Source organism: Salinicola sp. LHM, assembly GCF_034479735.1.
In the GTDB taxonomy this organism is placed as follows: domain Bacteria; phylum Pseudomonadota; class Gammaproteobacteria; order Pseudomonadales; family Halomonadaceae; genus Salinicola; species Salinicola salarius.
Window position 1 is genome coordinate 2670202 of sequence record NZ_CP140261.1, and the last position, 23670, is coordinate 2693871.

General features: G+C 63.4%; 21 protein-coding genes. 6 read left to right on the forward strand and 15 right to left on the reverse strand.

What is annotated here, in order from left to right; translation table 11 throughout:
• Positions 1 to 9 precede the first annotated feature (9 nt).
• The 3 genes from nfo (at position 10) to aldA (ending at position 2861) form a co-directional block, all read left to right on the forward strand.
• Positions 10 to 858 (forward strand): deoxyribonuclease IV, encoded by an 849-nt coding sequence (gene nfo, locus R5R73_RS12210; protein ID WP_322527664.1) that lies wholly within the window; start codon positions 10 to 12, stop codon positions 856 to 858.
• A 63-nt stretch (positions 859 to 921) separates the two neighbouring features.
• Entirely contained in the window at positions 922 to 1209 is a 288-nt protein-coding gene (locus R5R73_RS12215) for a hypothetical protein (RefSeq protein WP_322527665.1), read from the forward strand.
• A 176-nt stretch (positions 1210 to 1385) separates the two neighbouring features.
• Complete coding sequence (gene aldA, locus R5R73_RS12220) at positions 1386 to 2861, forward strand: aldehyde dehydrogenase (RefSeq protein ID WP_322527666.1); 1476 nt, start codon at positions 1386 to 1388, stop codon at positions 2859 to 2861.
• A gap of 99 nt (positions 2862 to 2960) precedes the next feature.
• Here the strand turns inward: aldA and pepN are convergent, their stop codons facing one another.
• Together pepN and R5R73_RS12230 are read right to left on the reverse strand one after the other, a co-directional pair.
• A complete protein-coding gene (pepN, locus tag R5R73_RS12225) occupies positions 2961 to 5627 on the reverse strand; it encodes an aminopeptidase N (RefSeq protein WP_322527667.1) in 2667 nt (888 codons plus the stop codon).
• A gap of 205 nt (positions 5628 to 5832) precedes the next feature.
• Positions 5833 to 6243: a YbaN family protein gene (locus tag R5R73_RS12230; protein WP_306298797.1), complete on the reverse strand. Its 411-nt coding sequence runs from the start codon at positions 6241 to 6243 to the stop codon at positions 5833 to 5835.
• A gap of 217 nt (positions 6244 to 6460) precedes the next feature.
• Here R5R73_RS12230 and R5R73_RS12235 point away from each other — a divergent pair, with 217 nt between their 5' ends.
• Positions 6461 to 7264 carry a class III extradiol ring-cleavage dioxygenase gene (locus tag R5R73_RS12235; RefSeq protein WP_322527668.1) on the forward strand — a complete coding sequence of 268 codons (804 nt, stop codon included), beginning with the start codon at positions 6461 to 6463 and terminating at the stop codon, positions 7262 to 7264.
• Here R5R73_RS12235 and R5R73_RS12240 read toward each other — a convergent pair.
• Positions 7242 to 8093, reverse strand: coding sequence for an AraC family transcriptional regulator (locus tag R5R73_RS12240; RefSeq protein ID WP_322527669.1), 852 nt, complete (start codon positions 8091 to 8093; stop codon positions 7242 to 7244). The genes R5R73_RS12235 and R5R73_RS12240 overlap by 23 nt on opposite strands.
• 192 nt (positions 8094 to 8285) lie before the next feature.
• On the opposite strand from R5R73_RS12240, the gene R5R73_RS12245 reads away from it, so the two are divergent.
• Positions 8286 to 9071: an alpha/beta hydrolase gene (locus R5R73_RS12245; protein ID WP_322527670.1), complete on the forward strand. Its 786-nt coding sequence runs from the start codon at positions 8286 to 8288 to the stop codon at positions 9069 to 9071.
• Positions 9072 to 9091: 20 nt separating this feature from the next.
• Here the strand turns inward: R5R73_RS12245 and R5R73_RS12250 are convergent, their stop codons facing one another.
• The 8 genes from R5R73_RS12250 to rimI all read right to left on the reverse strand — a co-directional run bounded on the left by R5R73_RS12250 (position 9092) and on the right by rimI (position 18499).
• The gene (locus R5R73_RS12250) at positions 9092 to 10363 is read right to left on the reverse strand and encodes a benzoate/H(+) symporter BenE family transporter (protein WP_322527671.1); all 1272 of its coding nucleotides are present in this window, start codon (positions 10361 to 10363) and stop codon (positions 9092 to 9094) included.
• Between the two features lie 60 nt (positions 10364 to 10423).
• Positions 10424 to 11227: an enoyl-CoA hydratase/isomerase family protein gene (locus tag R5R73_RS12255; RefSeq protein ID WP_322527672.1), complete on the reverse strand. Its 804-nt coding sequence runs from the start codon at positions 11225 to 11227 to the stop codon at positions 10424 to 10426.
• A gap of 33 nt (positions 11228 to 11260) precedes the next feature.
• Positions 11261 to 12790: an AMP-binding protein gene (locus tag R5R73_RS12260; protein ID WP_322527673.1), complete on the reverse strand. Its 1530-nt coding sequence runs from the start codon at positions 12788 to 12790 to the stop codon at positions 11261 to 11263.
• Positions 12778 to 13299, reverse strand: coding sequence for a (2Fe-2S)-binding protein (locus R5R73_RS12265; protein ID WP_322527674.1), 522 nt, complete (start codon positions 13297 to 13299; stop codon positions 12778 to 12780). Before R5R73_RS12265 ends, R5R73_RS12260 begins: the two co-directional genes overlap by 13 nt.
• Positions 13280 to 14143 carry an FAD binding domain-containing protein gene (locus R5R73_RS12270; protein ID WP_322527675.1) on the reverse strand — a complete coding sequence of 288 codons (864 nt, stop codon included), beginning with the start codon at positions 14141 to 14143 and terminating at the stop codon, positions 13280 to 13282. Before R5R73_RS12270 ends, R5R73_RS12265 begins: the two co-directional genes overlap by 20 nt.
• Complete coding sequence (locus R5R73_RS12275) at positions 14140 to 17142, reverse strand: xanthine dehydrogenase family protein molybdopterin-binding subunit (protein ID WP_322527676.1); 3003 nt, start codon at positions 17140 to 17142, stop codon at positions 14140 to 14142. Before R5R73_RS12275 ends, R5R73_RS12270 begins: the two co-directional genes overlap by 4 nt.
• Before the next feature lie 323 nt (positions 17143 to 17465).
• Positions 17466 to 17951 carry a YajQ family cyclic di-GMP-binding protein gene (locus tag R5R73_RS12280; protein WP_110634360.1) on the reverse strand — a complete coding sequence of 162 codons (486 nt, stop codon included), beginning with the start codon at positions 17949 to 17951 and terminating at the stop codon, positions 17466 to 17468.
• A 62-nt stretch (positions 17952 to 18013) separates the two neighbouring features.
• Entirely contained in the window at positions 18014 to 18499 is a 486-nt protein-coding gene (gene rimI, locus R5R73_RS12285; RefSeq protein WP_322527677.1) for a ribosomal protein S18-alanine N-acetyltransferase, read from the reverse strand.
• A gap of 258 nt (positions 18500 to 18757) precedes the next feature.
• Here rimI and R5R73_RS12290 point away from each other — a divergent pair, with 258 nt between their 5' ends.
• Positions 18758 to 20245 carry a RimK family protein gene (locus tag R5R73_RS12290; protein WP_087718909.1) on the forward strand — a complete coding sequence of 496 codons (1488 nt, stop codon included), beginning with the start codon at positions 18758 to 18760 and terminating at the stop codon, positions 20243 to 20245.
• 19 nt (positions 20246 to 20264) lie between these two features.
• Here R5R73_RS12290 and R5R73_RS12295 read toward each other — a convergent pair whose 3' ends face one another.
• The 4 genes from R5R73_RS12295 to R5R73_RS12310 form a co-directional block, all read right to left on the reverse strand.
• Positions 20265 to 21149 carry a DUF2797 domain-containing protein gene (locus R5R73_RS12295; protein ID WP_322527678.1) on the reverse strand — a complete coding sequence of 295 codons (885 nt, stop codon included), beginning with the start codon at positions 21147 to 21149 and terminating at the stop codon, positions 20265 to 20267.
• Positions 21137 to 21403: a YeaC family protein gene (locus R5R73_RS12300; RefSeq protein ID WP_071232090.1), complete on the reverse strand. Its 267-nt coding sequence runs from the start codon at positions 21401 to 21403 to the stop codon at positions 21137 to 21139. Before R5R73_RS12300 ends, R5R73_RS12295 begins: the two co-directional genes overlap by 13 nt.
• The gene (locus tag R5R73_RS12305) at positions 21400 to 22296 is read right to left on the reverse strand and encodes a rhomboid family intramembrane serine protease (RefSeq protein ID WP_110634352.1); all 897 of its coding nucleotides are present in this window, start codon (positions 22294 to 22296) and stop codon (positions 21400 to 21402) included. Before R5R73_RS12305 ends, R5R73_RS12300 begins: the two co-directional genes overlap by 4 nt.
• 396 nt (positions 22297 to 22692) lie before the next feature.
• A complete protein-coding gene (locus R5R73_RS12310; protein WP_322527679.1) occupies positions 22693 to 23670 on the reverse strand; it encodes a metallophosphoesterase in 978 nt (325 codons plus the stop codon).

Consider the following 23670-nt stretch of genomic DNA (forward strand, 5'->3'; position numbering starts at 1 on the left):
GATCATCGTATGAAATACATCGGAGCCCATGTCAGTGCCGCGGGCGGCGTCGATCAGGCCGTGAGCCGCGCCACCGAGATCGGCGCCAATGCCTTCGCGCTGTTCACCAAGAACCAGCGCCAGTGGAAAGCCAAGCCGCTGGAGGAGACCACGATCGAGGCGTTCAAGGCGGCCTGCCGCGCACAGGGCTTCGGACCAGCCCAGATCCTTCCCCACGACAGCTACCTGATCAATCTCGGCCATCCCGAGAAAGAGGGGCTAGAAAAGTCCCGCGCGGCGTTCCTCGACGAATGCCAGCGCTGCGAACAGCTGGGGCTGGAACTGCTGAACTTCCACCCCGGCAGCCACCTCAAGAAGATCAGCGAGCGCGACTGCCTCGCAAGGATCGCCGAGTCGATCAACGAGGCCCATGCCGCGACCCGATCCGTCGTCGCCGTGATCGAGAATACCGCCGGCCAGGGCTCCAACCTCGGCTTTCGCTTCGAGCAGCTGGCCGAGATCATCGAACAGGTCGACGACAAGGATCGCGTCGGCGCCTGCATCGACACCTGCCACGCCTTCGCCGCCGGCTACGACCTGCGCACCGAGGAGGACGCCGTCGCCATGCTCGACGATTTCGAGCGCGTGGTGGGTATTCGCTTTCTGCGCGGCATGCATCTCAACGACGCCAAGAGCGAGTTCGCTAGTCGTGTCGATCGCCACCATAGCCTGGGCAAGGGCAACATCGGCCTACCCGCCTTCACGGCGCTGATGCGCGACAGCCGTACCGATGGCATCCCGCTGATTCTGGAAACCATCGAGCCCGAGATCTGGGCCGAAGAGATCCAGTGGCTGCGCGATCAGCAACACGCTGGCTGATCTTCAAAACCCGAGCCCCCAACCGGCTCCCCAAACCACTACGCCCCAAGGAACCTGCTCGACATGGATGGATTCTTCAACTGGCTCGGCGAAGCGATCGGCAACGTCATTCGCACCGTGGTCAACGGCCTGCATGCCATATTCGGCAATCTTTGGCAGGCGATCGACGGCTTCGTCGACGGCCTGACCGGCTCGCTCGGCATCAGCGATTCGATCTTCAGCATCGCGGCACTGGTGGTAGGCGTGCTGCTGTTGATCAGCGGCATCCGTTCGCTGGTTCGCGGCGGCATCGTCGGCGGCATCGTCTGGCTGCTGCTGGGGCTGCTGATCCTGAGCTGGCTGATTCGCTGAGCCGGGTACCTGCCCGCTTATATCGATTGGCGGGAAGATATGCCTATTCCTGCTAGATCAACACGATCTCCTTGTCATCCATCCTTTCGTCTACCACCTTGAATTTACAAGGTCACATCGATTGGTGACCGACCGGCGACAGGATCCGTCGTCGCGTTAGACAAGGAGACATCACCATGAGTCAGTCACTCAAATCGCAGCAGAACGGCGTCGACGTCTACAACCAGTTCATCGGTGGCCAGTGGCTTACCGGCGACGGTGAGCTTTTGGACGTTCTGAACCCGGCGACCGGTGAAGTCATCGCCCGAGCGCAGTTGGCCGATGAAAAACTCGCGGATCAGGCTCTGCAGGCGGCACAAGAGGCTTTTGCCGTCTGGTCGCGCAAGACTGCGGTGGAACGCGCCGACTATCTCTACCGCCTGGTCGATCTCCTCCAGGAGAATCGTGATCGCCTGGCTAGGTTGATCACCACCGAACAGGGCAAGCCGCTCTCCGAATCCGACGCGGATGTTGGCATGTGCTGCGACCTGATTCGCTTCGCCGCCGAGAACACGCGCCGCCTGGAAGGAGACATCATTCCGGCGGACGATCCAGACGAGCAGATCTGGATCCAGAAAGTGCCACATGGCGTGGTCGTCGGCATCACGGCCTGGAACTTCCCCGCCGCGCTGATCGGTCGCAAGCTCGGCCCGGCCCTGGCAGCAGGGAACACGATCGTTCTCAAGCCGTCCGAGGAGACACCACTGACCGCGCTGGAGATCGTCGAGCTGGCGCGTCAGGCCGGCATTCCGGATGGCGTGGTCAACCTGGTCAACGGCCGCGGCCGGGACATCGGCAATTACCTGATCCAGAGCCCGATCACCCAACTGATCAGCATGACCGGCAGCGTGCGCGGCGGCCGCGAGATCAACAAGGCGGCCGCCGAACACCTCAAGATCGTGCGACTCGAGCTGGGCGGCAAGGCGCCGTTCATCGTCATGGACGACGCCGATCTCGACCCGGCCGTGGACGCCGCCATCGCCTCGCGCTACAACAACTGCGGTCAGGTCTGTACCTGCAACGAGCGCATGTACGTCCAGTCCGGCATCTATGATCGCTTCCTCGAACGTTTCAAGCAGCGCGTGGAGGCTCTGAAGGTCGGCAACCCTCTGACCGACAAGGATGTCGACATGGGGCCGAAGATCAACGCCGCCGAACTCGACAAGATCCACGACATGGTCGAGCACGCCCAGAGCCAGGGCGCGCAGGTGCTGACAGGCGGCAAGCGTCTGACCGGCGGCGATTACGACAAGGGCAACTACTACGCTCCGACGATCCTCACCAACGTCGACAACGACATGGACATCATGAAAGAGGAGATCTTCGGCCCGGTGGCTCCGATCATGAAGGTCGATAGCTTCGACCAGGCGATGGAGTACGCCAACGCCTCGGAGTACGGTCTTTCTGCCTATGTCTTCACCCAGAACGTGAAGCAGCTGATGGCACTGACCCGGGAGCTCGACTTCGGCGAGATCTACGTCAACCGCGGCGGCGGCGAATCGGTCCAAGGCTTCCACAAGGGCTACCGCAATAGCGGCCTCGGCGGCGAAGACGGCAAATACGGCCTCGAGGCTTACGTCAAGAGCAAGACGATGTACGTACACTACGCCTGATCGGCATTCGCAACGACAACGGCCGCGATTTCCATCGCGGCCGTTTTTTCTGCCTTTGCTTTCCTGACTTCGTGTTCCTACCTGAACGTCATCACTCGATCAGGCATCCGCCAGCGCCCGCTCGACCATCTCGTAGACGTTGGGCGAGAGCTTCTCGGCGCGAATGCGCTCGAGCTCGGCCTTCATCAGGGCCTGACGCGTCTCGTCGAAACGCTGCCAGCGCGTCAGCGGCGTGATGATGCGCGCGGCAATCTCCGGATTGAGGCGGTTGAGCTCGATCACCACATCCGCCAGCAGCTTGTATCCTTCCCCGTCGAGCCGATGGAAGTTGACCCGATTCTGGGCAAAGGCCCCGATCAGGGCGCGCACCTTGTTGGGATTCTTCATCGAGAACAGCGGATGCCCCATCAAGAACCGCACGCGCTCCAGCACGTCGGCCTGCGGCCGCGTGACCTGAATCGTGAACCACTGATCCATGACCAGCGGGTCGTGAGCCCACTTGTCGCCGAAGGCCTTCAGCGCCGGTTCGGCCAGATCGGTGCGATCGCTGTGCGCCAGCAACGTCAGCGCTGCGCGCACATCGGTCATGTTGGCGCTCTGCTCCAACTGCCGCTGCGTCAGGCTGACGGCCTCGTCGTCCTCGATACTCATCAGGTAGGCTAGCGCCACGTTCTTGAGACGACGCTGGGCGATCTGCTCTGCCGTCGGCGCGTAGGACTCGTCGCTCAGGTTGTCGCGATAGACGGCGAGGAACTCGTCGCGCAGCTGGTAGGCCAGCGACTGGCGCACGAATTCCCGCGCGGCGTGAATCGCATCGACGTCGACCGTCGGCTGCTGTTCGGCGATATAGGCTTCGGACGGCAGTGTCAGCATCTCCGCCAGCACCGCCTTGTCGTCGCCCGGTTCGTTGAGCAGGCTGCGATACGCCTCGATCAGACGCACGTCCATCACCTTCTCGACGCCGTTTCGATGCGCCGCGATCAGATCGTCCAGCGCCAGCATGGTCAGCCGCTGGCCGGCATCCCAGCGGTTGAAGCCGTCGGAATCATGCGTCAGCAGAAACGCCAGCTCTTCCCGCGAATAGGGATAGCGCAGCTTCACCGGGGCCGAAAATCCGCGCAGCAACGACGGCACCGGCGCCTCTTCGACATTGGTGAACACGAAGGTCTGCTCCGCTTCACGCAGATGCAGCACGCCGTCCTTGCCAAGATCGTCCGGGCTCTCGCCGCCGTTATCCAGCTTCAGGGTCAGGTCGTGGCCGGACTTGGTGCCGACCAACCCCATGCGCACCGGAATGTACAGCGGCAGCTTCTCGGTCTGGCCCGGTGTCGCCGGCGTCCGCTGGGAGAGGCGCAGGTGGTATTCGCACTTGGCGTAGTCATACTCGCCATGGGCATCGATCTCCGGCGTCCCCGCCTGAGAGTACCAGCGCAGGAACTGATCGAGATTCAGCCCGGAGACTTCCGCCATGCAGGCGACGAAATCCTCGATCGTCACCGCCTGGCCATCGAAGCGTTCGAAATAGAGATCGCTGCCGCGGCGGAAGTCTTCCCAACCCAGCAGGTGGCGCAGCATGCGCACCACTTCCGCCCCCTTCTCGTAGATGGTCAGGGTGTAGAAGTTGGAAATCTCGATGTAGTGATCCGGGCGAATCGGGTGCGCGGTGGGGCCGGCATCTTCCGCGAACTGCGCGGTGCGGAAGAACGAGACGTCCTCGATCCGCTTGACCGGCGCCGAGTTGACGTCGGCAGAAAAGGTCTGGTCGCGGAACACGGTGAAGCCCTCTTTCAGCGAGAGCTGGAACCAGTCGCGGCAGGTGACGCGATTGCCGGACCAGTTGTGGAAGTACTCGTGGGCGACGATACCCTCGACGCGCTGGAAGGCCGCATCGGTCGCGGTCTGCGGATGCGTGAGCACCGCCGCCGAGTTGAAGATGTTGAGCCCCTTGTTCTCCATCGCCCCCATGTTGAAGTCGTTGACGGCGACGATCATGAAGCGGTCGAGGTCGTATTCGCGGCCGTAGGTCTCCTCGTCCCACTGCATGGAGCGCTTGAGCGATGCCATCGCATGCTCGGTCTTGTCGAGGTTTTCCGGCTCGACCCAGATCTGCAGCAGCACGTCGCGACCGCTCATGGTGGTGTAGTGATCCTCCACCTTCTCCAGGCTGCCGGCGACCAGCGCGAACAGATAGCTGGGCTTGGGATGCGGGTCTTCCCAGGTCACGAAGTGGCGGCCATTGGGCAACTCGCCCTTCTCCACCGGGTTGCCGTTGGAGAGCAGTACCGGCAGCGACTCGTGGTCGCCGATCACGGTCGTGGAAAAAGTCGCCATCACATCCGGGCGATCGGGATAGAAGGTGATCCGGCGAAAGCCCTCCGGCTCGCACTGGGTGCAGAACATGCCGTTGGAACGGTAGAGCCCTTCCAGCGCGGTGTTGGCGTCGGGATCGATCTCGACTTCGGTATCGAGCCGGAAGCGCGCCGGCACCGAGGTCACGGTCAGCTTGTCTTCGCCGACCTCGAACTCCCCGGCTTCCAGCGTCTGGCCATCGATGGCGATGCTGATCAGCTTGAGCTGCTCGCCGGCCAGTTCCAGCGGCAGGCCTGTCTCTTTATCATCGGGCTCGCGATCCGGGTGGCGTTCCACGTGCAAGCGCGCCTTGACCCGGGTTGCGGACGGCTCGAGATCGAAGGTGAGCTCGGTGTGCGTGACGCGGTACGCCGGCGGCAGATAATCCTTGAGATAGGTCGCTTGCATCTCAGACATGGCAACGCTCCTTGCAGAAATGAGTAGGTCGAATCAGCAGCTCGAACCCGTGACAATAGTCAGTAACCCGAATGGGTCGACAAAGCCTGCCGATCGACAATCGGAAACCATTCTACCCACGTCACCGGAACGATATCGAATCGATGTCGCGGCGCGGGAACATGGGCAGTGCAAGGTGAGAGAAACGGCGGCGTCTATCGATGAATCAACGCCGTTCAGGGGCCTCTTCCGACCACACGCCACGCACCGGGCACTGGAGGCTCGGCAGCGGGCGGGTCACGATCCAGATCGCCAGCCCCGCGAGCCCGACGATCAGGCCGATCTTGACCGGCCAACTGGGCACGGTAAAGGCAATGACCAGACATGACACGCTGAGCATGATCACGGCCATGATCTTGGCGTGCTTGGGGATGGCGCGTTCGCGCTCCCAGGATTGGATCGGCGGGCCGAAGCGCGGGTGGTTGCGAATCCAGCCGGCGAATCGGGGGGACCCTCGCGAGGCGAGCCAGACCGCCGCCAGCATGAAACACGTGGTCGGCATCACCGGCAGGAAAAGACCGATCACGCCCAGCGCGAAACTGATGGCGGCCAAGGTGACATAGATGGCATTACGCATGCCGAACATCCCCACTGTGATTGGTCGAGGCGCCACCCGAAGAGGACGCTTGGGTCAATAGTGTAAACCAGCCTTTACCGTGCTCTCCAACCTACGGCGATGGAAAAGGCCAATATTGACGATAGGGAAACCATTCATTCGCCAGGTGACGGCTAGTGTTGCCGCGCCAGCGGCGTAGGCTTCGGCGTAACGCCCCTCTATCTCCGGAACGGACATCATGACCACGCGCCATGTACTCTATCTCTCTCACGGCTCCCCCGACCTCAGTCTGGCCGATCATCCGGCACGCACCTTCCTGAAGGAACTGGGCGGGCGTTTGCCCAAACCGTCCGGCGCGCTGGTGATCTCGGCACACTTCGAGACACCCGGGCTGGTCATCGGCGGCGCCAGGCAGCCCGAAACCTGGCACGACTTCCACGGCTTCCCCCACGCGCTTTATCGCATGCGTTACCCGGCCCCCGGCATGCCGGAGACCGCCGAGCGGTTGGTGGCAGCACTCGCCGCCTCGGGTATCGAGGCGCAACTGGACCCCGAGCGGGCGCTGGATCACGGCATCTGGTCGCCGCTCTCGCTGCTCTGGCCGCAGGCGGACGTTCCGTTGATCCCGATCAGCGTGCCGACACGGACGAGCACACCCGCCCAGCTCGAGATCGCCGCAGCACTGGGACGCTGGGCGCAGCAGAACGACTTCATGCTGATCGGCTCCGGTGCCGCCACTCACAATCTCGGTGACCGGCACTTCGTTCACGACGCGCCCGACGCGTGGGCCAGGCGATTCCACGACTGGGTCATCGACATCGCCGCACGCGGCGACCTGAAAGCGATGCAAGACTGGCAGGCAGCGGCCCCGAACGCACGTTACGCCCACCCGACACCGGAACATTTTCTGCCACTGCTGATGTGCCTCGGCGCGATGGAAGGCCAACCGCTTCGAGCGCTTCACGAGAGTTTCATGTACGGCAACTTGAGCATGTTGGCGCTGGGGAGCGATGTGACAATCAGCGCGAATAGTCGTCCATGACACGCTGATACTGGCTGGGTGAGGCCCCGATATGGCGACGGAAGAACCGCGTGAAATGCCCTTGTTCGGTAAATCCCAACGCCAATGAGAGTTCCCCCAGAGAACCATGGGGATTATCCGATAGACCTTGAAAAGCGGAACGCATCCGTCCCATATTGGCCAGCATCTGCGGCGTCATGCCGGTCGTCTTCTTGAATAGCGAATAGAAGTGCGCGCGTGACAGACCACACTGGCGGGCGATGGCGTCGATATCCAACTCGCCGAGCGGTGCCTCAAGAATGATTCCGGTCGCGCGCCGAATACGGGCATCGTAGAAGTCATTGGCGAGTCCCGCCCTCAAACGGGCCAGATGATGCCAGTCGGAGTGCTTCTCCATGATCGAGATAAGGAGATCGAAAAGCATACTCTCCATTTTTTCCCGCGGTTTGGGGCCGAAACTCATCATCTCGTCGATGAGAATATCTGCCTGACGACGCATGCGTGGCGTAAGCTCGATACACGGCTGCGAGAAGAAATCGGGGCGCGCACTGGTCGAAAGATCGGTCTTCAATGCCGCCAGCCAACGAGGTTCGATATAGAGCGCCAGGATCACGCTTTCGGACTCACCCGTCTGATGATCGTAATAGTGAGGCTCCCAGGCGTTCACCAGTACAGCGGTATCATCGGTCAGAGGCAGGCGCCGGCCACGAACCGAGAAGAATGTATTCTGCCCCGTCGCCTTGAGTAGTACATGACATTCCGAGTGCGCGTGCGGCACCAGCGGCTCGTCCATATCCAGCAGGGCGATCCGTCCGAAACCACCATGAAAAATTCGATAAGCATTCGACATTGTGTCTTGAAGCCCAACCTAAATACGTTGCTGCCTTAGCTCATAGCCTATCATTCGGGCTTCTGGTGCAGCGCGGCATTGAACCAAAGAAGAAGACGCTTTCCACCGAAGAAGTCCAGCCAATTCTCCACTAGCAACGGCTTCGTCAATGTGCCTGAATGTTCATCGAATCGTTACAGGTCTGGAGTGCCGATGCCTTCCCACTTTCTCGAACTGCCCCACGCCAGCCTTGAATATGCACGCTCAGGAACACCACTGAATGACACCCTGACCTATGTGTTCTTGCACGAAGGCCTCGGCTGCGTCGAGCTATGGAAGGGTTTCCCCGAACGGCTCGCCGAGACGCTAGGCCGGGAAGCGATCCTATACAGCCGTCAAGGCTATGGCCGCTCCTCTCGACTATCGCTGCCACGCGCCCCCGATTACCTCGAAAACCAGGGTTGCCTGGAGTTACGACTGGTTCTAGACGCACTGGAGTTGGAAGATATCGTTCTGGTCGGTCATAGCGACGGAGCGACGATCGCCCTCGCCTACGCCGCCCAGTTCTCCGATCCTCGCATTCGCGGTGTCGTCGCCATGGCTCCCCATGTCTTCGCCGAGGACCGATGCATCGAGGCGATCCGAGCGACCACCCGACGCTTCGAGCAAGGAGACCTGCGCCAACGGCTTGAACGCTACCATGGCGACAATGTCGATGGCGCCTTTCACGGCTGGAGCGACACCTGGTTATCCCCCGCTTTCTCTGACTGGGATATTACGCCATTACTGAGCGGTATCGAGGTTCCATTACTGCTGATTCAAGGCGAAGACGATGAGTACGCCAGCTCGAAGCATATTGAGCTCGTTCGGCAGCACGCCAAAGCCAGTTGCCAAACGGTCTGGCTGCCTCAATGCGGCCACGTGCCCTATTTCGAACGCCAGCAAGATACGCTTCTATCTATCCTGACATTTGCCCACACAATCGGGACGGCAACCTGAGCAGCATCGAGACATCACCTTCAGTGCTCAGCCGCCGGACCGGCCGCTTCCCGATGCTTCCGTGTCTTTGCCGCTTCACCAAGCAATTCCGATACCAGAATTCCCGCCACCAGGGCCCAAAAAGGCGAGCTGATACCCAGTAGACTGAGCTTGCTCATGGCTACGACCAAGGCGACGAAGGCACCAACCTGATAACCGACCGACTTGGTGAAGGCTTGCTGGAACGCCGCCAGCAACACGCCGATCATCGCCACACCGGCGACGCTGGCAATCAGCGCCTTGGGCAGCGCGAGAATCAGCGGCACCGCCATTCCCGCGAACAGACCGAATAGACAGAAGAGCACCCCATTGACCAGGGTGGCGCCAAATCGTTTGTCTCGGTCATCGCCGGCCTGCTCGGAGGCGCAGATCGCGGTCATTGGTCCGGCTATGTTGGCATTGTGACCACCCAAGGCACCCGCCAGGATGCCACCGATGCCGCTGATCACCGTCATCGCGTTGACCGGAGGCCGGTAACCCTCGGCCATCAACACGCCGGTGGCCTGGGCGTTCTCGGCGCCGATCACCAGCGCCGCCAGAGGCACCGATATCGAGATGAAGGCGTCGAACGAAAAATGCGGCAGCGTGAACTGCGGCGCCACCATGGCGATATCCACGTTGGCCGACTGCACCGCGCCACTGAAATAAGCCACGACGAAACCGACCACCGCGGCGACCAGAACCGGCGGCACCGAATTCAGGAAGCGGGACGCCAGAAAAAACGCGGCGAGTGCCGTTCCCGCGATCAGTGGCGCCGTGCCGACGGATTCCACGGCACCCACGCCGAACCGGATCAATGCCCCGGCGATCATCGCCATCACGATCGGCATCGGCAGCCAGCGCATGATGCGACCGATCAGCCCGCTGATACCGAGCAGCAGCACGATGACGCCGCTCATGATGAAAGCGCCGACGGCCTCGGCAAACGGAATCGAGACCAGGGCGACGCTCATGATGGCTGCACCTGGAATCGAGTAAGCGCCAGTGATCGGCTGGCGGTACCGTATTGCCATGACCAGGCTGATCAGCCCTCCCAGGAAATAGACCGCGAACAACCAGGCCACGGTCTGGCCATTGGTCAGGTGACCAGCGTTCGCTGCACTGATCACGATCAATGCCGGCCCGGAGCAACCAAATAGCGCCGCCACTATGCCGGCACTGATGCTCTTGACCGAGAGCGCCCGTGGTAGTTCCTGCCAGAATCCGGACCGGCGGTCCGCTGGTTGCGTGGACTGAAGCTGCTCGTGAGACATGGCGTGGCTCCTCGTGATTGTTATGTTGCCCATCGATGCAGGCGGATCCGTCGCGAGGGGCTACTCTCCGCGGAATACCGCCTTGCGTTTGGCGTGGAATGCCTCGACACCCTCGCGGAAGTCGTTCGAGCTGCGCAGGCGGCTGTAGCAGTGCCCTTCCATCTCGATGGCGACCGAGAGCGGTGCGTCTTCGTTGTCATTGATCAGCTTTTTGGCGGTGCGCTGGGCCAGCGGCGAGAAACGGCGCAACTCGTCGACCAGCGACTGCGTGGCGGCTTCCAGCTGGTCGTCCGCCACGCACTCGGTGGCGATGCCCCACTCCAGCGCCTGGCCCCCCGAGATACGCTTGGCGCGCATCACCATGTGCTTGGTACGGGTGATGCCGATGATCTTCTGCAGCCGTGCCGAGCCGCCCGAGCCCGGAATCTGCCCCAGGTTCTGCTCCGGCAGGGCGTATAGCGTGGTTTCCGAGGCGATACGAAAATCGCAGGCCAGCGAGAACTCGAAACCGACGCCGAAGGTATAGCCGCGGTTGACTGCGATCACCGGTTTCTCGCAGCGCGCCGGCGCCGCCACGTTCCACGCCAGCTTGGAGACGTGCTCGGGCGAGGCTTCGAGGAAGCCCTTGATATCGCCACCGCTGGAGAAGTGCTCGCCTTCCGCGCGCAGCACGATCACGCGCACGCCGTCGTGAGCGTCCAATGCCTCGAAGACCTGGCGCATCGCCTCGCGCTGGGGCATGGAGATCACGTTCAGCGGTGGCCGCTTGAGCACGATGTCCGCACGCTCGCGATCGGTGTCGACATGCACCTCGAAGCCATCGAATTCGGAAGCCAGGAAGTCCTGTGGAGAGTGTTGGTTCATTGCATTTTCCTCTTGGAATCGTTCGAAAGCGGATTAACTGGCCTGCGCCTGGTCGGCGCGCTCGGCAAGCAGCACGCGGCGCAGCACCTTGCCGACGGCCGACTTGGGGATCTCTTCGACGAAAACGTAACGGCGCGGGCGCTTGAACCGCGCCAGCCCGGCGTCCACGCAGTGACGTCCCAGTTCCTCCTCGCTGATCGGCTCGCGACACTTGACGAAGGCGGCGACGACCTGCCCCCACTGTTCGTCGGGCAGGCCGGCGACGACGACCTCCTCGACCTTGGGATGCAGCGAAAGCACGTTCTCGATCTCCGCCGGGCTGACGTTTTCGCCGCCGGTGATGATCAGGTCGTCGACCCGACCGGTGACGAACAGGTCGCCATCGGCATCGAAATAGCCGGTATCGCTGGTGAAGTACCAGCCCTGCTTGATTGCCTTGGCATCGGCATCGGGGCGCCGCCAATAGCCTTGAAAAGCCTCGTCGCCGGCGAGATCGGCGATAATCTCGCCCTCTTCGCCGGGCGGCAGCACCTCGTCGGGCGATTCGGCGCCGACCCGAACGACGCGGATGCGCTGGTTGAGCGAAGCGCGACCGGAGGACCCCGGTTTGCGGCTGGCACGCTGGTCGATGGTGAAGGTGTAGATCTCCGAGCAGCCGTAGTGATTGACGAACAGACTCGGCTGGAAAGCTTTCTCGACCCTGGTCATCAGACCGGCGCTCATCGCGGCGCCGGCAAAGCCGATCTTGTCGACGCTGGCGACCCGCGAAGGTGAAAACCCGGGATGCTCGATCAGCATGTGATAGAGCGTCGGCACCAGATAGAGATTGGTGACGCCCTCGCGTTCGATCGCCTCCAGCGTCGTTTGCGGATCGAACTTGGGCACGCACACGAAGTGGCCGTCGATCAGCGTCATCGCCAGCAGCGAGCGCACGCCCATGGTGTGATACAGCGGCATCACGCCGAGCGTGCATTCGTCGTGGCGATAGAGATTCTGGGCGACATGGGCCAGCGCCGCGGCGCGCTCGGCCCGATGGGTGCGCGGCACGCCCTTGGGCTTGCCGCTGGTGCCGGAGGTGTAGAGCATCAGCGAGACATCTTCCGGCGCGGCGCGCAGGATCGTCTCCCCCGGCGCTCCCAACAGCGCCTCGAACGGCGTCATGCGATCATCCCGGGCCTCATCGACGACGATCCGAGGCAAGGCTTGCGCCTCGCGGCAGGCCTCGACCGCCTCGCGGCCGGAAGCGTCGTAGGCCACCGCGCGAATGTCGCCGTTATCGAGGCAATAACGTACGTCCTGCGCGGTCGAGCGCCAGTTGATCGGCGTCACGACGATGCCGGCGAACTGGCAGGCCCAGTGCAGCGTCGCCATCTGCCAGCGGTTCTGCATCACAACCAGCAGTCGATCGCCCTTGCCCAGTCCCAGATTCTCCAGGCCCCGCGCCGCGCTCTGAATGTCCTCGAACCAGGCGGCGTAGGTGCGTCGGAAAGCCCCGTCGGACACCGCCAGCGCCTGCGGACGACGCTCCACCGTGGCAAGAAAACTGCGACCTAGATCGAACATGCGTCGTTCTCCCGTCGATTGGCTTGCTGGCGAGCGCGCGCGACCTCCAGCACGGCCCGGACGATGCCGGTATAGCCGGTGCAACGGCACAGATGCCCCGAAAGCATGTCGCGCACCTGTGCCTCGCTCGGATCGGGCACGCGGCCCAGAAACTCGTGGCACGACATCAGGATGCCGGCGGTGCAGAACCCGCACTGCAGCGCGTGATGCTCGCGAAACGCGCGCTGCAGATCGTTCATTCCTTCGTCCCCGGCCAGCGACTCGACCGTCTCCACGCTGCGGCCATCGGCCTGCACGGCGAGCATCAGACACGAGCGGGTCGCCCGGCCGTCGACGATCACGGTGCAGGCACCGCAAACGCCGTGCTCGCAGCCCACGTGGGTGCCCGTCGCGCCGAGCTCGTGGCGCAGGAAATCGCACAGTTGCATGCGCGGCTCGGCACGGCCGCTGCGCTCTCTGCCGTTGAGCCTGAAGGTCACGCGATGCCGTTCATCGCCTCGCACGTGCATCGGCACTCTCCTCTACGGCTTGCTGTTCTAAAGTCGGCGCTTCCAAGATCAGGCGACGCCCCAGTTCGCGGACCAGGTGGCGCCGGTAGGCGGCGCTGGCATGGACGTCATCCTGAGCTCCCAGCGACCACGCCAGGTGATTGAGGGCATCGTCGAGGTCGCCATCTAGGGACAGCGTGCGCACGACCGGCCGGTCGGCGACGCCACCTACGCCGAGGCGCACTTCCGACTCGCCGATGTCGGCGGCCAGTGCGACGATGGCGAAGTCGCCATGGCGCATGGCGACTTCGCGGAAGCGATAGGCATGGCCTTCGCGCTTGAGCGGAAAACGCACTTCGGTGATCAGTTCGTCGGGGCGGCGCGCGGTGGTCAGCACGCCCTGGAAGAAGTCCGCGCCGGCGACCCGCCGCGATTTGCCGCGGCGCGTCTCGAGCACCACCTCGCCGCCCAGCGTCGCCAGACACAGCGGCAGCTCGGCGCTGGGATCGGCATGGGCGATGGAGCCGCAGACGGTTCCACGGTTGCGTGTCTGGAAATGCCCCACCCAGGGCAAGGCCCGCGCCACCAGCGGCAACTCGTCGGCCAGGGCAGCGTACTCCAGCAGTTCGGCCTGCGTGGTCGCGGCACCGATCGCCAGGTGATCGTCGCGCCGCTCGATGTAGCGCAGTTCGTCGATGGCGCCGACATCGATCAGTATTCGCGGCTGGGCCAGGCGCATGTTGAGCACCGCCATCAACGACTGGCCGCCGGCGACGAGGCGGGCGTCGTCGCCGGACTCGATCAGCCGGTCGATGGCTTCCCGCCGCGTTTGCGGACGGTAATAGTCGAAAGCGCACGGTTTCATGACTTGCCTCCGCCCTTGCCGAACCGGCCCAGCAGGCGCTGCAGCAACGGCTGGCGAACCCTGCCGCCGCTGACCCGTTGCGATAGCCGCGAGAAGATCTGACCGATGATCATCTTCGAGGCGCTGGAGAGCATGCGTCCGCCGACCGAGGCGATCTTGCCGCCGATCGTCACCTCGTAGTCGTAGTCGAGCCGGGTATGGCCGCCCTCGATCTCGCTCAGGCGGATCCGCGCCGCGCCGTCGGCATTGCCCATGCCGCTGCTGCCGGCGCCGGAGAGGCGCAGCGCGTGCGGAGGATCGAGCTCGCTCAGCTCGACGCGGGCATCGAAGCGCGCCCGAATCATGCCCACGCCGACGGTGACATCGGCGCGGTAGGTGTTCTCGCCGGTGAGCTCCAGCGCATGGCAACCGGGAATGATCGCCTGCAGCGTGGCGGGGTCGAGAATGCTGTCGAAGACTTGCCGGGGCGAAGCGGGAATCTCGACGCTATCGCTGGCGGTCAATTTGGAACCGCCGCCGGCGGCCGCATCCGCTGGCTCTTCGCCGACGCCTTCGGGGCGCGCGGGTTCGTCGATGCCCAGCAGCGTGCGCACCTTCGAGGGCGTCAACGGCAATTCGATGGCGCCCGGGTCGACGCCTTCCCCCAGCGCATCGGCCACCGCGTTGGCGATGCACACCGGCGTGCTCATGTTGTTGCCTTCGCCGACGCCCTTGGCGCCGAGCGGCGTGAACGGCGACGGCGTCTCCATGTGCAGGATCACCGGCTCCGGCACTTCCACGCTGGTCGGGATCAGGTAGTCGGCCAGCGTGCCGGAGGCGAAGCTGCCGTCCTCGCCATAGCGGAATTCCTCGTAAAGCGCCGCGCCGACGGCCTGGGCGAAGGCGCCGCGTACCTGTCCGTCCACCAGTTGCGGGTTGAGCATGCGGCCGGCATCGTGCAGCGTCACGTAGCGATCGATACGTACCTGGCCGGTGACGGCGTCGATCTCGACGCCGCAGTAGTCGAAGATGAAGCCGTAGCAGAGCGAGCTGTTGATGCGTTCGTCATCGTCCGGTGCGGTCAGCTCGGCGGGGGTCCAGAAGGCCGTCTCGCGCAGGCCGCCGGCTTCGCTCTCGGGCAGCGTGCCCGGCGCCCAGTGGGTGGCGCCGGCGAGGCGGTGGAACGAGGCGGAATGCGCCCCATCCAGAGTGAACACACGGCCTTCGGCAAAGCGCACGTCGTCTTGCTCGACCCGCCACTGCGCGGCGGCAATCGCGGCCAGGCGCGTGCGAACCTTGAGCGCGGCCTTGTGTACGGCACCCGCCACCGCGCCGGCGAAACGGCTGGAGTAGTTGCCCGAGGCGATCGACCAGGCATCCTTGCCGGTATCCAGTTCGACATCGACGCGTATGGCTTCGATGGCGATACCGAGCACCTCGGCCACGACCTGGGCGACCACCGTGCGATGGCCCTGGCCCTGCGGCGTCGAGGAGACGTGAACGCTGACGCCACCGAGCGGATCGACGCTGATCGTCGCGGTACTCACCGCACCGTTCTTGGGCCCGGCGCGACGCCGCTCCTCCGGCGTCATCGCCATGGTGATGTAGCCCATGTTGGAGATCGACGGCTCCACCGCCACGCAGTAGCCGATGCCGTAGAGCCGGCCTTCGCGGCGGGCGGCGTCGCGGCGCGCGTGCAACTCGGCGAGACCACCCTGTTCGACACCCAGCTCGATGCCATGTGCGTAATCGCCCGAGTCCAGCAGCGCCCCGGCGGCACAGCGGTAAGGAAAGGCATCCGCGGGGACGAGATTGCGCCGGATCACTTCCAGCGGATCGAGGTCGAGCTCGATCGCGATCCGCTGCATCAGGCGCTCGAGGGCGAAGTACACCTGCGGGCCGCCGAAGCCGCGGTTCAGCCCGCTCGGCGTCTTGTTGGTCATCACGATGCGATTGCGAACCGCGAGATGGGGAATCGCGTAGGCGCCGGTGAGATTGCCGTGCATGCGATAGGTCGTGGCCGGCTCGGGCGCACGCAGATAGGCGCCGCAGTCGTCCAGTTGATCGAAGCGCAGCGCGGACACCCGCCCTTCGCCGTCGAAGGCGGCGTCGATCGTGGTGACCCGGTTGGTCGCCGACGAGGCTCCCTGCAGGTGTTCGAGGCGATCCTCGACCCACTTGACCGGCGCCCCGACCTTGCGCGCCGCCAGCGCCATCGTCACCACATAGGGAAAAACGCCCTGCTTGATGCCGAAACTGCCGCCGGAATCCGCTGGCGTGCGCAGGCGCAGGCGATTGCCCGGCACTTGCAGCGCCCGTGCCATCACCGAATGGATCGCGAACGGCCCCTGGAAATTGGCCATCACGTCGTAACCGCCCTCGGCGGCGTCGTACTGGCCAACCACGACGTAGCACTCGATCGGCGTACAGGAACTGCGCGGGTAGCGCACCTTGAGCGAGAGCGTGCGATCCGCCGCCCGAAATGCAGCTTCCGGGTCGCCATAGCGGAAGTGACGATCGTTGACCACGTTATCGCCCACGGCATCGTGCAGCAGCGTCTCCCGCTCGCCGGCCGCCGCTTCGGGATCGACGAGCGCGGGCAGAATCTCGTATTCGACCTTGACCGCGTCCAGCGCGTCTTCGGCGAGGTAACGATCCTCGGCGATGACGACCGCCACCGGTTCGCCGACGTAGCGCACCTTGTCGACCGCCAGGCACCAGTGCTCCATGGGCTGGCGTACCCCGACCGCAAACGGTGACGCCCAGCGCTTGACGTCTTCGCCGGTCAGCACCCCGTGCACGCCCGGCAGGCCCAGGGCCGCCTCGATCGCGACCCGCTTCAGTCGTGCATGGGCATGCGGCGAGCGCACGATGGCGGCGTGAAGCGTGCCCGGCGGCACGGCGAGATCATCGGCGTAACGTCCCAGGCCACGCAGCAACGCCTCGTCCTCGACCCGCGCCTGGCGCTTGCCGATATAGGAGCGCTGCTGGTTTTGGTCGAGCAATACTTCTGAATGCATCGAAAACTCCCCGATGGGCATGGCCCTGTGCTGGGGAGTCTATGAGCGTGAGTAATTTGGATGCATTGCCTATCGATACGGGATTTATCCCTGGAGTCGGAAGATTTACCTCTTAGTCTGATTTCGAGACCAAAGTTTAATAACGGAAATCAGAAGAGGCAGACTTCAGCGGTCAGCCAAACAAAAGGGAGAGCACTCAGAATTTGGAGAGAAGATACATCCGAAATGACCAACGCCTCCGCTTCACAAGGCAAGCGAAGAACGTCGGAGAGGGGCTAAACAGCTGGACTAAAAGCATTGAGGGGAAAGCATGAATAACGAAATCAGTCCCGGAAGTTGTCGTACTGCAGCGGCAAATCCGGGCCATCCTCGCCCTTGAGCAGCGCGATCGCCTGTTGCAGGTCGTCGCGCTTCTTGCCGCTGACGCGAACCTTGTCGCCCTGGATCGCGGCCTGGACCTTGAGTTTGGAATCCTTGAGCAGCTTGACGATCGCCTTGGCATCGGGCTGTTCGAGGCCCTGCTTGAGCTTGATCTGCTGGCGCGCCTTGACGCCGGAAGTCTGGGCGTCCTGGATATCCATGCAGCGCGGGTCGATGCCGCGGGCGATCAGCTTGTTGCGCAGCACGTCGATCATCTGCTGGAGCTGAAATTCGGCATCCGCCTCGATCGAGACGGTCTCGCCTTCCAGCGTGAAGCTGGCGTCGACGCCGCGAAAATCGAAGCGGGTCTGGATTTCACGATTCGCCTGGTCGACGGCATTGGTCGCTTCGTGGCGATCGAATTCGGAAACGATGTCGAAAGATGGCATGAGCCTCGGTCCTCAATCAAAAGTGGAGCCGCGATGCGACCAGAATCGGTCCGCGGCCGGTATCAGTCGGCAGCCGGCGCGTCGAGCGACTCGGGCGGGTCGAGTCGCTTATCCATCTGCCAGGCGGCACAGCCGTCGGCATAATAGTCCTCCAGCCAGCGATGAGCGATGAACCCCATCCGGCGGTAGAGCCCCATCGCCACGCGATTGTCGGCGCGAACTTCCAGCAGCATGCGCTGGCTGCCCCGCTCTCGCGCCGTATCCTCCAGCGCCTGGAGCAGTTCCCGTCCCAGGCCGGTACCGCGAGCGGCCGGATCGACGCAGAACGAGTAGAGTCTGGCCGTGGTGCTGTTGCGCCGGAATAGTAGCGTGCCGTAACCGATGACTCGCTGGTCTTCGGCGACCGCCAGCAGATTGGCGGCGTTGGCCCGGGTCAGCAGGTGTGCGAGTTGGCGGCGGCTGAAGCGATCACTGTCAAAGCAGCGTTCTTCCAATTCATACAAGGCGTCGCAATCGGCAGGCAGGCCGTAGCGAATGGTGCGGAGCATGCGTGCGCTCTCATCTGATTCATCTGGGATCTGGGTGCAGCCACGGCCTTCGTTCGACCGGGACCGCGCCGGTGGCCCGTCAGGCGGGCAGTCGCCGAGGCGATGACGCCGACGATGCTGAAATTATTTCACGCCGGCAACGACTTGTCGCCGCCTTCACATCATCGCATGCTATTTCCCTTTTGCAGCCCCGGCAGCTTGCCGTATCCACCGCCGACCACCCCAACGGGAAGATGTCGGAAAAGGAGCCACCGATTCATGTCACGCCTGCGTATCGTCGTCGATCGCCTTGCCGACTGGCAACCTTACTACCCCTCCGAGGATCTGATCAGCGCCGACGAGTTTCTCGCGCTGGACGGTGCGGCAACGGCGGATGACGCCACGCACGTCATCAACCTGTGCGCCAATCTCGACTATCTGGAAACCGGCTATTACGTTTCGCTGCTGGCCCAGGCGCGCAACCAGCGTGTTCTGCCCAGCGTGGAAACGCTCAACCAGCTCTCGCGCAAGGCATTGATCGACATGCAGCTGGCCGCCATCGACCCGCTGTTGATGGAGCTGAACAAGCGCGGCGTTCTCGAGGGCGAATCCTTCACGCTACGCGTCTTCTTCGGCGAGTGCCGGGAGCCGGAGCTGCAGCGCCTGGCGCGGCGCCTGTTCGAGCGCTTGCCTCACCCGCTGCTGGAAGCCCGCTTCGAGAAGCGCCAGAACGTCTGGCGCCTGGCACGGCTCAAGCCCATCGCGCTGACGGCGCTGCAGTCCGGCGAGGAAGACCTGTTCGCGACGGCGCTGAACCGCCACTCGACCCGGGTCTGGCGCACGCCACGCGCACGCCGTCGCTATCGCTTCGATCTGGCGATCCTGATCGATCCGGAAGAGAAGTTGCCGCCCAGCAACAAGGGGGCGCTCAAGCGTTTCATTCGCGCCGGCCGGCGGCTGGGCATCGATGTCAGCCTGATCACCCATCGGGACGCCGGCCGGCTGGCCGAGTTCGACGCCCTGTTCATCCGCGAGACGACCCGGCTGGATCATCACACCTATCGCATGGCCAAGAAGGCCGAGCACGAGGGGCTGGTGGTGATCGACGATCCTCAGTCGATCCTTCGCTGTACCAACAAGATCTTTCTCCACGAGCTGCTGGGCACCCACAAGGTTCCCGCGCCTCGCGGCCAGCTGCTTCATCGCGGCGACATGAGCCGGCTCGACGAGAAGCTCGCCCATCTGGACTATCCGTTGGTCCTGAAGGTGCCGGACGGCGCCTTTTCCAAGGGGGTGGTCAAGATTCGCTCGCGTGAAGAGCTGGAGGCGGAAGCGCCCAAGCTGTTCGAGTCTTCGGCGCTGCTGCTGCTGCAGGAGTGGCTGCCGACCGACTTCGACTGGCGCATCGGCGTGCTCGACGGCCAAGTCCTCTTCGCCAGCCGCTACTACATGGCACGCGGCCATTGGCAGATCTACGACCACTCCAGCGGCAAGACCCGCAGCGGCGGTTTCACCACTCACGATCCGTCGGAGGTGCCACCGCAGGTGGTCAAGGCAGCGCTGCGGGCGACCAAGCTGATCGGCAACGGCCTCTACGGGGTCGATCTCAAGCAGATCGGCGATCGCGTGGTAGTTATCGAGGTCAACGACAACCCCAATCTGGATGCCGGCGTGGAAGACGTAGTGCTGAAGGATGCGCTCTACGAGCAGGTGATGTCGGTATTTCTCAAGCGCATGGAGCGCCAGCTCGAGCACAAGCCGCGCTGATCCGCCCGGCCTGGCGTCATTACGCCGCCTCGGCCGTCACCGAGACCTGATAGCCGGCGAATTTGCGCAGGTTGATGACGCCGGTATCGAGGATCATGTACTGCCCCTTGAGCCCCATCAGGGTGCCCTCGACCATCGACGACTTGTCGAGATTGAACGAGACAATCTTGCGCGGCCATTCGAGCACGGGATAGTCGATCGCCAGCGGCAGCGCGTCGTCGACCGTCCGGATGGCGTCCTCGCCGACGCGCTGGCGCAGCGCTGCCAGCCCCGGTTCGAGCTGGGCCAGCAGACGGTCACGCTCGGCGATCAGGTCGAGCGGTTCGACCTCGCCCTTGAGCATCGCACGCCAGTTGGTGCGATCGGAGACGTGCGACTTGAACAGCGTCTCCACCAACCCGGACTGCTGTCGCGTGTCGACATCGAGAATCGGCAGCGCCTGGATCGCCCCCTGATCGAGCCAGCGGGTCGGCGTATTGGTGCCTCGCGTGATGCCGACCTTGAGGCCCGAGGCGTTGGCCAGGTAAACGGTATGCGGGCGGAAGCAGTGCCGTTCGCCCCAGGCCGGATCGCGGCAGGTGCCCTGAAAGTAGTGACAGGTCTCCGGGCGCATCATGCAGAGATCGCAATGCGCCAGCGAGGAAAAGCAAGGGTAGCAATGCCCTTGACCGAAACTCTTGCGCGTGGCGCGCCCGCACTCGACGCAGTGAATCTCGCCGGTATGGTGCAACCGGATGCGCTGCCCCAGCCACGCATTGAGCCGCACACGCTGCTCGCCGGCCCGCAGGGTATAGTCCGCCGGGCCGTTCTCCACCGGCAACCGAATGTCGAGCTTGCGGAGCTGGCCGCTGGCAAAGCGGCCAGACTCGCTCGCGACCTGCGCAGCCGGGATCAGTTGATCCATTTGACCGCGGCTTCCTCGGCGGAGGCATGATTGCCGGAGGCACATTCGTTGCGCTCGAGATAGCCGACACGCTGTTCCGCCGGCACCTCATGGATCATTTCGTACTTGATGACCGCCTCCAGACACAGCTCGGTCTGCTCGGGGGTCAAGCGGCGGCCGTCGGGCCATTTGCGCAGTTGAATGGCCTGCTTGAAGTTCTCGTACATCTCTCGGGTCATCTGCGCGACCATGCGGTCGAAATTCATCTCGCTCACTTATTTTCTCCTGAAGAGCTTTCTCCTGAAGCGTCGTGCCCGGCGCCTCCCGATGCATTGCGGCTGGCGAACCAGCCCATGAACAGCCCAATCAGCAATCCGCCCAGATGCGCCTCGTTGGCGACGTTACCGAAGCCGAAGGCCCCGGCAAGATCGGTCATGGTAAAGACCATCCAGACCAGCATGAAGACCATCAGCATCTGGGGCACGAAGAAGCCGCTTTCCGGCCGGCGGCGAGACATCAACCACACGTAGCCCAGCAGCGCGTAATCCACCCCCGACATGCCCCCGAACAGCACGATGCCGGTGAAGTACTGTGCCAGATTGGAAACCAGCGTCGCGATCAGCACGATGAGGCCGAGCCGGCGCCATCCCTGGATCGCTTCGACCTGACGGCCGAAATACCACACCCACAGCATGTTGAAGATCAGGTGCATCCAGCCGAAGTGCAAAAGCGCCGGCGTGAACAGGCGCCAGAGCTGGCCGCCGGCTAGGGTATCGGAGACGAGATCCCCCGGTACCAGCCGCTGGCCGACGATGTCGAGCGGCACGATGGTGAAAGCGCGGACGATGGCATCGCCCGCGAAGATCATGGCCAGGAAGATCAGCACGCAGACGGCAATCAGCCCCGCCGCGAACGGTGCCTGCCCGAACGCCTGGCTGGCGATACCGGGTCGACGCCGTGGCGCCTCGGCCGCCGAAGCAGTATCCAGCTCCCCCCGGTGCCAGAGCTCGATCAGTCGCGCAGCCGCATCTCGCTGCTCGGGATCGACAAGCCACAGTACCTGCCGATTCTCCTGATGCGTGAAGCGATGACCGATGTGATGCGCCCAGAGCGCCTGCCGCAGAGGCCGCGTATCCAGATCGCCAGGCAGTTCGAGGAGTTTGTACATGGAAGATGTCCGACCCGCTTACCGAGAGAATATCGAGAAGCCCGATGCTGAGACTCAGGCGCCGAGCCCAGCATGGACAGGGCACTGAAGCCCAGCATGAAAATGTCATCATGGAGCGCGAACCCGTGACGGGTTCGAAGTCGCCATTCTACAGGCACCGCGAAATTTTACAGACCCAACAAAGAAAAATCCGGCGGGAGGGCCGCCGGATAAGAGCAAGGGATCATTCAAGGGAACACTGACTTTGAGGGTCGTCGGTGGCAGGAGTTCCCGCACGCGGCGAAAAATTTCCCATTTTTTCCCTGATCCGCTTCATGTAACGGTAAAAAATCCGCCAAATCAGTTAGCTGCGGCTAATGTAAAAAAATGCAATTTCCCTGATATTCCGCAACGGCATCAGTCACGAATCCCTTCCTGAGACACGTCGACCCAGACGAAGCGATTGGCATCGAGCCGCGACTCCCCGTCCCAGCGATAAGCCACCAGCCGGCCGTACTTCACCGCGCTGTAATCGAGGCAAGCGATGTTCGCTCGCGGCAACGCCGGTACGCCCTTGCACCAGTAATGCCCCACGAACAGAGGCGGCGCCGATTCCGGATAGTAGGTCAGCCGTTCCCGTTCGCTGTCGTCCAGCGGACGATCCTCGAGTCCCAGCGGCAGATTGTCGGGCTGGAAGACCACATCCCCGTAAGTGCGCGGGTTTCGGCACCAGAAATGAGTACGGAACGAGCGCCGCGTGAATCCGTCCCCCGAACGAATCTCGACGCCAGGCGGCAGCGGCATCTGAGTGCCCCGGGTCAGGCGATCCAGCACGCGGTGCGCCAGGCTGCCATGCCGTGTCGATTCGACCAGAAAGTCGCGGTCGATTCGGGCATCGGGGCGCCGCGCAAGAAAGGCGGCGATCAACGGCTCGTCCCAGCAGGCATGTACCACACGCAGGCCATCCAGATCGAGGCACAGCGGTAGCGTCATGAACCAGGAAAGGCAGGTTTCCCACTCCAGCGGAAAATCGTGAAACTGCTCCAGCGTACGACCGATGATGCGATTGTTGCGCGGGGTATGATCGCGAAGCCATTCGCGCTCGCTGTCGCTTGGCGCCTCGTGACAGTAGGCCAGCGCGTTGGCTTCATGATTGCCCATCACGATATGCGCCTCGCCGGCGTCGACCATGCGCTTGGCAACGGAAACCGCCAGCCGGATGGTGGGGCCGCGATCGATCAGGTCGCCCAGGAAGATGACCCGGCGGCGCGGATGGCGAAACACCCCATCTTCCGCCCGGTATCCGAGTTTCTCCAGCAGCCGGATCAGGCTCCGGCCGCAGCCATGGACATCCCCGATCAGATCATAGCCGTCGACATCGCTGTCCTGCGCCAT